This is a genomic window from Streptomyces dysideae, assembly GCF_001514305.1.
Taxonomy (GTDB): Bacteria; Actinomycetota; Actinomycetes; order Streptomycetales; family Streptomycetaceae; genus Streptomyces; species Streptomyces dysideae.
Window position 1 is genome coordinate 149,581 of the sequence record NZ_KQ949090.1, and the last position, 13,687, is coordinate 163,267.

The following is a 13,687-nucleotide window of genomic DNA, read 5'->3' on the forward strand; positions in this document are numbered from 1 at the left end:
AAATCCCCCCACCGAGAGAAAGGCCGACCGTGTCACAACGGACAGCGGATCCCCTCACACTCGACGACGACGCGACCCTGCACGCGATGGGTTATCCGAGAAAACTCACCCGACGTTTCAAGGCGTTCGACAATTTCGCCATCTCGTTCACCATCATCAACATCATCTCCGGCATCTTCTCGGGATTCGGATTCGGTCTGAACGCCGGTGGTCCGCGCATTCTCGTCTTCGGCTGGATAGGCGTGTCCGTCATGGTGCTGTTCGTCGGCGCCGCGATGGCGGAAGTGGCCTCCGCCTATCCGACGAGCGGGGCGCTGTATTTCTCCGCCGGGAAACTCGCCAAACGGCACAAGGGTGCCTGGTCCTGGTACACGGGCTGGCTGAACTTCGTGGGCCAGGTCGGTGGTACGGCCGCCACGGGATACGCCGCCGCCACCTTCATCCAGGCGTTCATCGCCCTGCAGTGGCCCTCCTACGTGCCGTCCGCCCACCAGACGGTGCTGATCACGGTGCTGATCATCGTGCTGCAGGGGCTGGCCAACACGTACACCGTGCATCTCGTCGCCGTCCTCAACCGGATCTCGGTGTGGTGGCTGCTGATCGGGCTCGCGGTGATCGTGACCGCGCTCGTCGTGATCCCGGACCAGCACCAGTCCCCGTCGTTCGTCACGCATTTCGCGAACAACACCGGTTTCACGAGTGCGCTTTACGGCGGCATGCTCGGCCTGCTGGTCACCAGCTGGACGTTCACCGGTTTCGACGGCAGCTTCCACATGTCCGAGGAAACCGTCCGGGCCACGGTCAACGCGCCGAGGGGGATCATCCGGGCGATCGGCTGCTCGGCGATCACCGGACTGATCCTGATGCTCGCACTCGTGTACAGCATTCGTGACTATGACCATGTGGCGACGGCATCCGCGCCGCCCGTCCAGATTCTCATCGACGGGCTCGGGCTGGGCACAGCGAAGTTCCTGCTCCTGATCGTGATCGGCGCCATGCTCTTCTGCGGGCTGGCCAATCTCACCAGCAACACCCGGCAGATCTTCGCGTTCTCCCGGGACGGCGCGATGCCCGGATCCCGCTGGTGGCACTCGGTCTCGCCGCGCACCCGCACGCCCGTCAAGGCGGTCTGGCTCGCGGTGGGCTGTTCCCTCGCCCTGATACTGCCCGGCTGGTGGTCGCACACGGCGTTCACCGCGATCGTCAGCGTCAACGTCGTCGGACTCTTCCTCGCGTACGCCGTCCCGATCCTGCTCCGACTGCGCCTGGGCGACGAGTTCCAGCCAGGCCCCTGGCACCTGGGCCGCTGGAGCCGCCCGGTCGGCGTCGTGGCCGTGACCTGGACCGCCCTCAGCAGCATCCTGTTCATGCTGCCGCAGGCCTCGCCCATCACCCCCGACTCCTTCAACTACGCCCCGATCGCCCTGGCCGTAGTCCTCACGGTGGCCACAGCCTGGTGGTTCACCACGGCCCGCCGCCGCTTCCGGGGCCCGATCAGCTACGGCCACCCCGACGAGGTCGCGGCGATGGACCTGATCTGAACCCGCCCACTCTCAGGCCGGGGGCAGCCGTGCGGCGCCCGGGTCCGACGTCGCCGGGGTGTACGCGCCTCGGGTCGCTCCCGGTCCCCCCCGGTCGGTTTCCGCCCTCATGCGGTCGTCCCCGCTGCCTTGTCCGGCGCGCTCTCAGCTGCGCGCCGCTGTGTGCCGACGGGGCGATGTCCGGGTCCTAGCTAGTCGCTGAGGTGTACGCGCCCGGATCACCCCTGGCCGGCCAGCCGGTCGGCTTCCGCTTCGGGTAGTTGCGCACCGCGTCCGGCGCATCGGCAGCTGCGCCGTGCTGCGCGCCAACCGCGCGCGGTGTCCGGGTTCGGCATCGTCGATGTGTGCGCACGTGGGGTGGGTCTCGGTCGGCTCGGTCGGTTCTGCCCCGCGGGGTGGCCCGCGCTGCCTTGTCCGGCGCGCTCGCAGCGGCGCGGTGCCGCGCCGAACCGGCGGCGTCCAGGCCCGGCGTCCCCGCATCCCCAGTCGGCCCCGGCCCGTCGCAGGTCATGCCAGTGGTCGGTACCAATATTGCTGGGCGTGGCACGACCCGAAGTGCTGGCAGGGTCCGTCGCTCGCGGCCATAGTGGGCGGATCAGCGTGCACCGGACCCGCCCGACTCGTACCCCTGGGGGACTTCCACCCATGAGCAGAGCCGAACTGCCGTCCCGCCGAACCGTCCTGACCGTCGCGGTCGCCGCAGCGATGGCCGGCAGTTCGGGTCCGGCGGCAGCCGACGGCACGACCGACGCCGCGGACCCGGGCCAGGCTCCGGTCCGCCCCGTCGACAACCGGGCCTGGACGTCGTACGCCGACTGGTGCACCGGGAGCGCGAAGGGCGCCCGAGCCGCTGGCGGCGCCCGTCCCGGCCTCGCCATCGGTACCCCCGTCGGCACCACCGAGTACACCGACCCGCACACCGGCAAGAAGGCCGCCTGGGAGTACGCGACCTGGACGTCTCCGGTCCACAGACTCACCGTCCCCGCCACCGAGGTGATCGCCTCCTGGAACGCGCACGCCCCCGGCGGCACCTGGATCCAGATCGAGTCGAAGGGGACGTACTCCGACGGCACCGACACCCCCTGGTACGTCCTGGGCCGCTGGGCGGCGGGCGACCAGGACATCAGGCGGACCTCGGTCGACGACCAGACCGACGGCAGGAGCACCGTCTGGACGGACACCTTCGCCGTCGACGACCCGGCATCCGGCCTGCGCCTGGCCTCGTACCGGCTGCGCCTCACCCTCCACCGCAAGCCCGGCAGCAGCGTCACCCCCACCGTCTGGCGGCTCGGCGCGATGGGCTCCGACGTCCCCGACCGCTTCACCGTCCCGGCCTCCACGCCCGGCCTCGCCAGGGAACTGACCGTCCCGCGCTACTCGCAGGAGACCCACGTCGGCCAGTACCCGGAGTACGACAACGGCGGCGAGGCCTGGTGCAGCCCCACCTCCTCGCAGATGATCATCGAGTACTGGGGCGGCAGGCTCACCCCGCAGCAGCTGGCCTGGGTCAACCCGGAGTACGCCGATCCGCAGGTGTGCCACGCGGCCCGCTTCACCTACGACTACCAGTACGCCGGCTGCGGCAACTGGCCCTTCAACGCCGCCTACGCGGCCACCTTCAAGGGCCTCCAGGGCGTCGTCACCCGCCTCGGCTCCCTCACCGACCTCGAGACGCTGATCGCGGCCGGCATCCCCGCCATCACCTCCCAGTCCTTCCTCAAGGAGGAGCTGACCGGGGCGGGTTACGGCACCGCAGGCCACCTGATGACCGTCGTCGGCTTCACCGCCGCCGGCGACGTGATCGCCAACGACCCCGCGTCACCGAGCAATGACAAGGTCCGCCGGATCTACCAGCGCCGCGAGTGGGAGAACATCTGGCTCCGCACCAAGCGCTACAACGCCTCCGGCAAGGTCGTCTCCGGCACCGGCGGCGTCTGCTACCTGTACTTCCCGGCGTACCCGACGGCCGCCCAGCGCGCCGCGCTCGCGGCGGTCGGCGTCCGCTGAACCCCCGCACGCCAGCACCCCGGGAAACCGGGGCCTTTGTGCTGTGACCAACCTCTCCGCCGCAAAAGCCGTCCCCGGTGGCAAGGTGGACGGAACGGCAGGGGAGCCGTGGGGGAAGTCCGACCGCACGCCCGACGTCAGCGAGAGACCATGACCGCGAACTCAGCCACCGCCAACCGCGTCCGCACCGGCGGCCCCGGGGAGGACGGCACGAAGATCGTCGAGCATGCCATGGGCTGGGTCCTCGTCGTGGTCGTCGCGATGCTCGTCACCCGGCTCGGCCTGCTGTGACCTGACACACACGCGGGCCGTTTGGCCTGACATATCCGACCTCGGTGGAGAGTCGCCCGCTCCTGTCGATCAGACTCGAACGAGCAGGTGGTGCCGTTCTGCCATACTGCGGATGTCCCGCCGCCCGTTCGGAGACCAGGGTCGAAATTGAATATCAGTCAACAGCGCGACGATGCCCGCCCGCGGGCTCGTGGCACCGAGCGCTCGGTGGCGCGCCGTGCCGAACTCATCGCCATCGGGCGGAAGTTGTTCGCTCACACCTCGTACGACGCGCTCTCGATGGATGACATCGCCCGGCAGGCGCATGTCGCCAAAGGGCTGATCTACTACTACTTCCAGTCCAAGCGCGGCTACTACCTGGCGATCATCCAGGACTCCGTCGCCGACCTGGTCACCTACGCCGCGAGCGGTCTCGAGCTCCCCCCGGTGGACCGGGTCCACCGCACCATCGACAGCTACCTGCGCTATGCCGAGCACAACCAGGCCGCCTACCGCACGATCGTCAGCGGTGGCGTCGGCTTCGACGCCGAGGTGCACGCCATCCGGGACGGCGTGCGCGAGGCGATCGTCGCGACCCTCGCCGAAGGGGCCTACGGCCGCAGCGACATCGCCCCGCTGGCCCGCATGGGCCTGCTCGCCTGGGTGTGCAGCGTGGAGGGCGCCGCCGTCGACTGGATCGACCGCCCCGAACTCTCCCGCGACGTCATGTGCGAGCTCCTGGTGAGGACCCTGGGCGGCTCCATGCGCGCCATCGAGGAGATGGACCCCACCTACCCCGCGCCGGAGCCCGCCCGCCGGGAGGCATGACGAGAGGCGGGGGTCTGCCGATCGACCCCCGCCCCAAGTGCCGTACATCCGCAACTAGTTGATCGCCCTGATCAGCTCACCGCCCGTCGTGTCCCCGCTCAGCTCCCAGAAGAAGGTGCCGGCCAGCCCCTGCTGGTTCTTGTACGTCATCTTCGTCGCGATGGTCGCCGGGGTGTCGTAACTCCACCAGTTGCTCCCGCACCTGGCGTACGCGGTGCCGCCCACCGTGCCGGTCGCCGGGCACTTCGTCTTCAGCACCTTGTAGTCCTCGATGCCCTGCTCGTACGTCCCCGCCGCCGGGCCGGTGGCCGTGCCACCGGGCGCCGACTGGGTGACGCCGGTCCAGCCCCGTCCGTAGAAGCCGATGCCCAGCAGCAGCTTCGAGGACGGGATGCCGAGGCCCTTGAGCTTGGCGATGGTCGCCGAGGTGTAGGTGTTCGCCTTGGGGATGCCGGCGTAGGAGTTCAACGGCGAGTGCGGGGCCGTCGGGCCGGTGGCGTCCCAGGCGCCGAAGTAGTCGTAGGTCATCGGGTTGTACCAGTTCACGTACTGCGCCGCGCCCGCGTAGTCCGCCGCGTCGATCTTGCCGCCGCTGGTGGCGTCCGCGGTGATGGCCGCGGTGACCAGGTTGCCGGTGCCGAACTTCGCCCGCAGTGCCGACATCAGGTTCTTGAACGCGGCCCGGCCGCTGGTGTCACAGCTGGCGCCGCAGGCGTTCGGGTACTCCCAGTCGATGTCGATGCCGTCGAAGACGTCGGCCCACCTGGAGTTCTCGACCAGGGAGTAGCAGGACTGCGCGAACGCGGCCGGGTTCCGCGAGGCATCGCCGAAGCCGCTCGACCAGGTCCAGCCGCCGAAGGACCACAGGACCTTCAGGCCCGGGTGCTTCTTCTTCAGCTCGCGCAGCTGGTTGAAGGTGCCGCGCAGCGGCTGGTCCCAGGTGTCGGCGACGCCATCCACGGACTCGGCCGCGGTGTAGGTCCGCTCGGTCGCCGCGTAGGAGTCGCCCATCGCGCACTTGCCGCCGGTGACGTTGCCGAAGGCGTAGTTGATGTGGGTGAGCTTGGCGGCCGAGCCCGACGTCTCGATGTTCTTGACGTAGTACTTGCGGTCGTAGGTGCCCCATTCGGTGAAGTAGCCGATCACCTTGGAACCGGCGGCCTCCCGGGCCGAGGGCTTCGCGGTCGCCGTGCTCGCGCCGGCGAGCAGCCCGGCGCCGAGGACCGCGCAGCACGCGGCGGCGAGCAGCGCCCGGAACCGGGAGCGGGGACGTGGGGAGGTGTGCATCGGGTGGCTCCTCGTGGGGGAGAGGGGAACGCGCGCCGATTGGCATGAACGCGATGATGCGTTGGTCCGACACGGTAGGAGGACTAGACCAGTCGGGTCAATGGTTCGGACCAATTTCGGGGCTGATTCGGGAGTCCGGGATTTTTCCTGAAGTAAGCGGTCGTTAACAAGTGACTTGCTCTCCCCGATCGGGCATACTCACAGCGCACAGCCGCTGGTCAGCGCAGATCCGAGACCCGGAACCGCGAGCACCGGCCAGGCACCCGAAAGACCCGGCGGAGCCGCCCCACCCAAGGCGCACATCCGCCGATGTGCCCGTACAGGGAGGAGAGCGTCGCCATGCCCGACCGCGCCCCGCAGCCGGTGGACCGTCAACTGCCCACGGACGAGGCCCGGGATCTGATCTCGCTCGTCCGCGACATCGCGCAGCGCGAGATCGCCCCGAAGGCGGCCGAGGAGGAGGACGCCGGACGCTTCCCGCGCGAGGTCTTCACCCTGCTCTCCGAGTCAGGACTGCTCGGACTGCCCTACGACTCCGAGTACGGCGGCGGTGACCAGCCGTACGAGGTCTACCTCCAGGTCCTCGAGGAGCTCGCCTCGGCCCGCCTCACCGTCGGCCTCGGCGTCAGCGTGCACACCCTCGCCTCCTACGCCCTGGCCGCCTACGGCACCAAGGAACAGCAGGTCGAGCACCTGCCGGCGATGCTCGGCGGCGGCCTGCTCGGCGCGTACTGCCTCTCCGAACCGTCCTCCGGCTCGGACGCGGCCTCCCTGCGTACGAAGGCGGTGCGAGAGGGCGACGACTGGGTGATCACCGGTACCAAGGCCTGGATCACCCACGGCGGCATCGCCGACTTCTACACGGTCATGGCGCGTACGGGCGAGGAGGGCCCGCGCGGGATCACCGCGTTCCTGGTGCCCGGCGACGCGGAGGGCCTGAGCGCGGCGGCGCCGGAGAAGAAGATGGGCATGAAGGGCTCACCGACGGCCCAGGTCCACTTCGACGGCGTGCGGGTCGCCGACGAGCGGCGCATCGGCGACGAGGGCCAGGGCTTCGCGATCGCCCTGTCCGCGCTCGACTCGGGGCGGCTCGGGATCGCGGCCTGTGCGATCGGCGTGGCCCAGGCGGCGCTCGACGAGGCGGTGGCGTACGCGACCGAGCGGCGGCAGTTCGGCAAGCCGATCGGCGACTTCCAGGGCCTGCGCTTCATGCTCGCCGACATGGCGACCCAGATCGAGGCGGGCCGCGCGCTGTATCTGGCGGCGGCGCGGCTGCGTGACGCGAAGCGGCCGTTCGCCAAGCAGGCGGCCATGGCCAAGCTGCACTGCACCGACGCGGCGATGAAGGTCACCACCGATGCCGTCCAGATCCTCGGCGGCTACGGCTACACCGCGGACTTCCCGGCCGAGCGCTACATGCGCGAGGCCAAGGTCCTGCAGATCGTCGAGGGCACCAACCAGATCCAGCGGATGGTCATCGCCCGTCATCTAGCGGGTCCCGAGGGCCGGCGCTGAACTGACCCGGCCTGACCTGCGGCGCCGCGAGCCGGATCCACTCCGGGTCGCGGCGCCCCGGCAGGGTGCGGCCCCGGTCGGCCCAGGCGCGCATCAGATCGCGGTAGATCGGCGGGTCCTGGTGCTGCGGAGGCATCGGCGGAACCGATTCTGCGGGCGGTGAGACGAAGATACGGCGCTGACGCCCGGTCGCTGAATATGTGGGGGTCATACCGGGGCAACGCGGCAAAGGGCGGACAGGTCACCGCCCGCCGCAATCGGGCGTGAGTTCGCGGACCTTACGGCTCCATGTCTGGCCCCGCACCACTGTCTGACGTACCGTCAGCCGCACCGCCTCCAGGGAGGTCTGCCGTGCCCGCCGACGACCGCCCCGTACCACTCGACGAGTACGCGGTGCACCAGGTCCCGCTGTCCATGAAGCACCTGGCGACGAGCGACTGGAACGCCTACGACCGATGCATCTTGCATCTATGACGGTTTGGAGCCCGCAGCCGTCCTCGACTGGGAGATGGCGGCCCTCGCCCCGCGCGAGGTGGACCTCGGGCTGGACGATCTACCTGCACCGCTTCTTCCACGACCTGACGGTCGCCTTCGGGCACGCGGTCTGCCGGGCTTCCTGCGCCGCGACCAGGTTGAGGCCCGCTATGCGGACCTCACCGGACACCCCCCCCCGCGTGACATGGACTTGTACGCGCTGTACGCCGCCCTGCGGCACGCGATCGTCATGCTGCGCGTCGCCTACCGCCAGGCGTACTTCGGTGAAGTGGCCGTCCCCCGCGGCCCCGGACACACTGATCCTGCACCACGACAGCCATGCGAGCCATGGTGCAGGGCGGCTACCGGGATTGAGCCAGGCCGCTCAGGCGGCCTGGCGCCGCATGACGGGGACCCGCATGGGGCGCGAGGCCGGGCCGCCGACGTGCGAGAACGGCTGCGTCCGCCAGTCGAGCCCCTGAGGGAGCGTCAACAGGAGGGCCGTGTCCTGCTCCTGGGGCGTCACCGACTCGTCCGCGGAACGGGCGTCGGAGGCCCTGCGGCCCGTACCGGCACACACCGTGAGGCCGAACGGGTTCCAAGGTGAGGCGCACAGCGCGTGCTCCGGCAGGACCTCCTCGTCCGCCAGCAGGGCGATGGGCTGCGCGCAGTCCGGGCAGACCACCCGGTACATCTCGAAGGTGTCGTACGCGTCGAGTTCGTCGTCGTAGGCGCCGGGTTCGACGCCCTCCGGCTCGGGCTCGACGACTGCCTGGAGGCGCTTGGGCGCGGTACGACCAGGGCGCTTAAGACTCTGCATGGGATTCTCCCCCTCGGGCTGGGCCGTGAAGGCACTGCGGCCTCGACCACAGCAAGCACTTCCCGCCCCGTCTCGGCGGTAATCACGAGAACATCACGGAGACTGTTCGGGGGCTGTGGCGTTCGTCACATGCCGCCCGCAGGTGCCCGGGGCGGCCCTCAGGTATCCGAAGAGATCAACCGCACTGTAGGTTCTTGCGCCATGGAGGAGCTGGACCGACAGATCGTGCAGCTGCTCGTCAAGGACGGGCGGATGAGCTACACAGACCTGGGCAAGGCCACGGGCCTGTCCACGTCGGCCGTGCACCAGCGGGTGCGCCGGCTGGAACAGCGTGGCGTCATCCGCGGCTATGCCGCGGTCGTCGACCCCGAGGCCGTGGGGCTGCCCCTGACCGCCTTCATCTCGGTGAAGCCGTTCGACCCCAGCGCCCCCGACGACATCGCGGAGCGCCTCTCCGGAGTCCCCGAGATCGAGGCCTGTCACAGCGTCGCGGGCGACGAGAACTACATCCTCAAGGTGCGCGTGTCCACACCGCACGAGCTGGAGGAACTGCTCGCCCGGCTGCGCACGCTGGCAGGCGTCTCGACCCGGACGACGGTGGTCCTGTCGACGCCGTACGAGGCACGGCCGCCCCGGATCTGACCCACCTGCCTGCGGGACGGCGCGCGCGAGGCGCGAGACTGTTCCCCATGAGTGAGTCCACCGCCCCGCCGAAGACCGTCCTGCTCCGCCGCGGAGAGGTCCACAGCCCCGCCGACCCGTTCGCCACCGCGATGGTCGTGGAGCGCGGCCAGGTCGCCTGGGTCGGCTCCGAGGGCGCAGCGGACGCCTTCGCGGACGGCGTGGACGAGATCGTCGACCTGGACGGAGCACTGGTCACCCCGGCGTTCACCGACGCCCATGTGCACACCACGGCCACGGGCCTCGCCCTCACCGGCCTCGACCTCTCGGCCGCCCCCTCCCTGGAGGCCGCCCTCGCCCTGGTACGGGACTTCGCCGCCGCCCGCCCGGGTGACCGCGTCCTGCTCGGCCACGGCTGGGACGCCGCCCGCTGGCCCGGCGGCCGGCCCCCGACCCGTGTCGAACTCGACGAGGCCACGGGCGGCCGCCCGCTCTACCTGAGCCGCATCGACGTCCACTCGGCGGTCGTCACCACGGCCCTGCTGGACCTGACCCCCGGCCTCGGCACGGTCGACGGCCCGCTCACCGCCGACGCCCACCACGCCGTACGCGCCACCGCCCTCGCCGCCATCACCCCGGCCCAGCGGACCGATGCCCAGCGCGCCGCCCTCGCCCGCGCCGCCTCCCTCGGCATCGGCACCGTCCACGAATGTGGCGGGCCGGACATCTCCTCCGAGGACGACTTCACCGGCCTGCTCCGGCTCGCCGGTGAGGAAGCCGGCCCGCGCGTGGTCGGCTACTGGGCGGAGCCGGCCGAAAAGGGAATTGTCAAGGCCCGTGTGCTCGGCGCGGTCGGCGCCGCCGGGGACCTCTTCGTCGACGGCGCCCTCGGCTCGCACACCGCCTGTCTCCATCAGCCGTACAGTGACGCCGGCCACACCGGCACCTCCTATCTCGACGCGGCCGCCGTCGCCACCCACGTCACCGCCTGCACCGAGGCCGGCCTCCAGGCGGGCTTCCACGCCATCGGTGACGCCGCCGTCACCACCGTCGTCGAGGGCGTCCGCGCCGCCGCCGACAAGCTCGGCCTCGCTCGCATCCGCGCCGCCCGCCACCGCGTCGAGCACGCCGAGATGCTCACGCCCGAGACCATCGCGGCCTTCGCCGAGCTGGGCCTGACCGCGTCCGTGCAGCCCGCCTTCGACGCGCTGTGGGGCGGCGAGGACGGCATGTACGCCCAGCGCCTGGGCGCCGACCGGGCCCGCACCCTGAACCCCTTCGCGGCCCTGCTGCGCGCCGGCGTGCCCCTCGCCTTCGGCTCCGACAGCCCGGTCACCCCGCTCGACCCCTGGGGCACGGTCCGCGCGGCCGCCTTCCACCACACGCCCGAGCATCGCGTCTCCGTACGCGCCGCGTTCACGGCGCATACGCGGGGCGGCTGGCGGGCCGTCGGACGGGATGACGCGGGTGTCCTGGTCCCGGGCGCGCCCGCCGACTACGCGGTGTGGCGCACCGACGAGCTGGTGGTCCAGGCCCCCGACGACCGGGTCGCCCGCTGGTCCACCGACCCCCGCTCCGGCACCCCCGGCCTGCCCGACCTGACCCCCGGCCGTGACCTCCCGGTATGCCTGCGCACGGTCGTGGGCGGACGGACCGTGTTCGTACGGCCGGGCGAGTGATCTCCAGGCGTGGCCTGAACTCGATCGGCTCACGCAGCCCTGTCGCGCGACCTGCGCGTCCTCTGCGCTGACCAGTGCATTGAGTGAAGAGCCGCAGGTCGAACGGCTGTTGACAGCCGACAGCAGAGGGCCGGTAGGTTCGGCCGGGTCCACCACCGGACGCCCGACCGGGCAACCGCGGAACTTCTGTGAACTCGTCGCCCTGCCGCTGGGTCAGGGACGGTGTGCCGCACTGGGGCACCGCCACTGGGAGCCAGGCTCAGCGCTCGCGCGGCGGCGAGGGAACGTTCCGGCCGGTCGGGGAGGTGTGACCCGGGTGGGGCCGGGCGCTCAGTAGACAACGGCTTTCGGTCGACCCGCAGCCAGCGGGTCCCAGGTCGGCCCGAAGGGCGCCGGGCCCCCATCCGCAGGACGACGCGCTCGCGCACCGCCGTCGAATCACCGCCGTCGAAAATCAGACGCTTACCCTGCTCTTGTGGATTCGACACCACGATACGAACGTCCTGTCACGTCATCGCAGGCCGCGGCCACTATGGTGGACCCCTGCGTACGGACATGAAGGGGCAGCAGTGAACGACGGCGACGGGACCCTCGCGGCACAGGACAGAGGGAGGCAGTTCGGCCCGCTCGGCACCGCTTTGGTGATCATCCCCACCTACAACGAGGCGGAGAACATCAAGGCGATCGTCGGCCGGGTGCGCAAGGCCGTCCCCGAGGCGCACGTCCTCGTGGCCGATGACAACAGCCCCGATGGCACCGGCAAGCTCGCCGACGAACTGGCCGTCGAGGACGACCATGTCCAGGTCCTGCACCGCAAGGGCAAGGAGGGCCTCGGCGCCGCCTACCTCGCGGGCTTCCGCTGGGGCCTGGAGCACGGCTACGGCGTCCTCGTCGAGATGGACGCCGACGGCTCCCACCAGCCCGAGGAGCTGCCCCGCCTGCTGACCGCCCTCAAGAGCGCCGACCTGGTCCTCGGCTCGCGCTGGGTGCCCGGCGGCCGGGTCGTGAACTGGCCCAGGTCCCGCGAGGTCATCTCCCGCGGCGGCAGCCTCTATTCCCGGCTCGCCCTCGACCTGCCGCTGCGCGACGTCACCGGCGGCTACCGCGCCTTCCGCCGCGAGACTCTCGAGGGCCTCGGCCTCGACGACGTCGCCTCGCAGGGCTACTGCTTCCAGGTCGACCTCGCCCGCCGGGCGGTCAAGGCCGGCTTCCATGTCGTCGAGGTGCCCATCACCTTCGTGGAGCGCGAACTCGGCGACTCCAAGATGAGCCGCGACATCCTCGTGGAGGCGCTGTGGCGAGTGACCTCGTGGGGCGCCCAGGAGCGAGTCGGCAAGCTCGTCAGCCGCGCGAAGCCGGCGCAGCAGCGGCCACAGCCGTAGCTCCCCGACGCACAGGCACGGCTGATCGTCCCCTTATCCCGCGCTGAGCCGGGCCCAGGCACACTGGATGCATGACGACTGGCGCACAGACTCCCACTTATCCCGCCCGGCCGCGGCGCTCCCGGCTGCGGACGTTCCTGCCGCTGGGCATCGCCGCCTGGCTGGTGCTGGAGATCTGGCTGCTGACCGTGGTCGCGGGCGCGGTCGGCGGCTTCAGGGTGTTCCTGTTGCTGCTCGCCGGCTTTTTGCTCGGTTCGGTGGTCATCAAGCGGGCGGGCCGGCGCGCCTTCCAGAACCTCAACGAGGCGCTGCAACGCGGTGGCACCCCGCAGAGCGGCGGCGGCAACGGCCTGATGATGCTCGGCGGTCTGCTCCTGATGCTCCCGGGCCTGATCTCGGACGCCCTGGGCCTGCTCCTGCTGGTCCCGCCGCTCCAGAAGGCTCTGAGCGGGTACGCGGAACGCACGGTGGAGCGCAAGCTCCGCACCGCCGGCCCGGGCACCCTGGGCGACGCCTTCCAGCAGGCTCGGATGCACCGCCCCGACGGCAAGGTCGTCCAGGGCGAGGTCATCAGGGACCAGCCGCCGGGGGACACCCCGCAGGACCCGCGCCCACCGCTGACGAGCTGAACACCGGCCGGGGCTCGGCTTCGGCCGGGGCTCCGCCGGACGCACGAAGACCGCGGGCGCCGTACGTGGAACTCACGTACGGCGCCCGCGGTCATGCGCTTGCTCGGTAGATTCCGCCCAAGCCTTGGGGGACTAAGCCGACTTACGGCTGTCCCGGGGATGAACTGCGATGTTCATCGCACCGGAGCGCAGAACGGCAAGACGCTCCTCGAGGACCTCTTCGAGCTCCTCGCGGGTGCGCCGCTCCATCAGCATGTCCCAATGCGTACGCGCGGGCTTGGCCTTCTTCTCCTCAGGGCCGTCGCCATCAACGAGGAGTGCCTGGGCCCCGCAGACCTTGCACTCCCACTCCGGCGGGATCTCCGCCTCGACCGAGAAGGGCATCTCGAAGCGGTGCCCCTTCTCGCATGCGTACTCCACGGCCTGGCGCGGGGCCAGGTCGATGCCGCGGTCCGTCTCGTAGCTGGTCACCACGAGGCGCGTGCCGCGAAGAGCTCGCTCACTCATGAATCGTGCCTCCCGGGCTTGTCGCCCACAGGACAGGTGTCGCTGTCGTCGTCATCCGGTCAACGTCCGGTCGGCGGTAAAGATTCCCGTTCCGGGTCGTGCGTCGCCGTCGTAGCCGCAGCCTTGC

The 13,687-nt window shown here is 70.6% G+C and carries 13 protein-coding genes and 1 pseudogene; 11 read left to right on the plus strand and 3 right to left on the minus strand.

Annotated features, from left to right (window positions below; genetic code table 11):
* The first annotated feature begins 86 nt into the window (after positions 1 to 86).
* The 4 genes from AQJ91_RS24595 to AQJ91_RS24605 all read left to right on the plus strand — a co-directional run bounded on the left by AQJ91_RS24595 (position 87) and on the right by AQJ91_RS24605 (position 4,646).
* Positions 87 to 1,541 carry an amino acid permease gene (locus AQJ91_RS24595; RefSeq protein ID WP_234382885.1) on the plus strand — a complete coding sequence of 485 codons (1,455 nt, stop codon included), beginning with the start codon at positions 87 to 89 and terminating at the stop codon, positions 1,539 to 1,541.
* Between the two features lie 645 nt (positions 1,542 to 2,186).
* Positions 2,187 to 3,548 (plus strand): peptidase C39 family protein, encoded by a 1,362-nt coding sequence (locus AQJ91_RS24600; RefSeq protein WP_067025777.1) that lies wholly within the window; start codon positions 2,187 to 2,189, stop codon positions 3,546 to 3,548.
* 150 nt (positions 3,549 to 3,698) lie between these two features.
* A complete protein-coding gene (locus AQJ91_RS52300) occupies positions 3,699 to 3,839 on the plus strand; it encodes an SCO1431 family membrane protein (protein ID WP_107122517.1) in 141 nt (46 codons plus the stop codon).
* Between the two features lie 147 nt (positions 3,840 to 3,986).
* Positions 3,987 to 4,646: a TetR/AcrR family transcriptional regulator gene (locus tag AQJ91_RS24605; protein WP_067025779.1), complete on the plus strand. Its 660-nt coding sequence runs from the start codon at positions 3,987 to 3,989 to the stop codon at positions 4,644 to 4,646.
* Between the two features lie 54 nt (positions 4,647 to 4,700).
* On the opposite strand, the gene AQJ91_RS24610 is transcribed toward AQJ91_RS24605, so the two are convergent.
* The gene (locus AQJ91_RS24610) at positions 4,701 to 5,933 is read right to left on the minus strand and encodes a glycoside hydrolase family 18 protein (RefSeq protein WP_067025781.1); all 1,233 of its coding nucleotides are present in this window, start codon (positions 5,931 to 5,933) and stop codon (positions 4,701 to 4,703) included.
* Between the two features lie 339 nt (positions 5,934 to 6,272).
* On the opposite strand from AQJ91_RS24610, the gene AQJ91_RS24615 reads away from it, so the two are divergent.
* The 3 genes and pseudogenes from AQJ91_RS24615 to AQJ91_RS55960 form a co-directional block, all read left to right on the plus strand.
* Entirely contained in the window at positions 6,273 to 7,448 is a 1,176-nt protein-coding gene (locus AQJ91_RS24615) for an acyl-CoA dehydrogenase family protein (RefSeq protein WP_067025783.1), read from the plus strand.
* 351 nt (positions 7,449 to 7,799) lie between these two features.
* Entirely contained in the window at positions 7,800 to 7,922 is a 123-nt protein-coding gene (locus AQJ91_RS57420; RefSeq protein ID WP_267891232.1) for a hypothetical protein, read from the plus strand.
* Positions 7,915 to 8,297 (plus strand): annotated as a pseudogene (locus AQJ91_RS55960) (phosphotransferase family protein); the annotation flags it as partial. The gene AQJ91_RS57420 and the pseudogene AQJ91_RS55960, both read left to right, overlap by 8 nt.
* A 10-nt stretch (positions 8,298 to 8,307) precedes the next feature.
* Here AQJ91_RS55960 and AQJ91_RS24625 read toward each other — a convergent pair.
* Complete coding sequence (locus tag AQJ91_RS24625) at positions 8,308 to 8,742, minus strand: hypothetical protein (protein WP_067025787.1); 435 nt, start codon at positions 8,740 to 8,742, stop codon at positions 8,308 to 8,310.
* Between the two features lie 201 nt (positions 8,743 to 8,943).
* On the opposite strand from AQJ91_RS24625, the gene AQJ91_RS24630 reads away from it, so the two are divergent.
* The 4 genes from AQJ91_RS24630 to fxsA all read left to right on the plus strand — a co-directional run bounded on the left by AQJ91_RS24630 (position 8,944) and on the right by fxsA (position 13,053).
* Positions 8,944 to 9,384 carry an Lrp/AsnC family transcriptional regulator gene (locus tag AQJ91_RS24630; RefSeq protein ID WP_067025789.1) on the plus strand — a complete coding sequence of 147 codons (441 nt, stop codon included), beginning with the start codon at positions 8,944 to 8,946 and terminating at the stop codon, positions 9,382 to 9,384.
* A 47-nt stretch (positions 9,385 to 9,431) separates the two neighbouring features.
* Positions 9,432 to 11,042, plus strand: coding sequence for an amidohydrolase (locus AQJ91_RS24635; RefSeq protein ID WP_067025791.1), 1,611 nt, complete (start codon positions 9,432 to 9,434; stop codon positions 11,040 to 11,042).
* Positions 11,043 to 11,611: 569 nt separating this feature from the next.
* Positions 11,612 to 12,424, plus strand: coding sequence for a polyprenol monophosphomannose synthase (locus AQJ91_RS24640; RefSeq protein ID WP_067025793.1), 813 nt, complete (start codon positions 11,612 to 11,614; stop codon positions 12,422 to 12,424).
* Between the two features lie 71 nt (positions 12,425 to 12,495).
* A complete protein-coding gene (fxsA, locus tag AQJ91_RS24645; protein ID WP_067025795.1) occupies positions 12,496 to 13,053 on the plus strand; it encodes an FxsA family membrane protein in 558 nt (185 codons plus the stop codon).
* A 132-nt stretch (positions 13,054 to 13,185) separates the two neighbouring features.
* Here fxsA and AQJ91_RS24650 read toward each other — a convergent pair whose 3' ends face one another.
* Positions 13,186 to 13,560: an RNA polymerase-binding protein RbpA gene (locus AQJ91_RS24650; RefSeq protein ID WP_003977404.1), complete on the minus strand. Its 375-nt coding sequence runs from the start codon at positions 13,558 to 13,560 to the stop codon at positions 13,186 to 13,188.
* Positions 13,561 to 13,687: the final 127 nt, after the last annotated feature.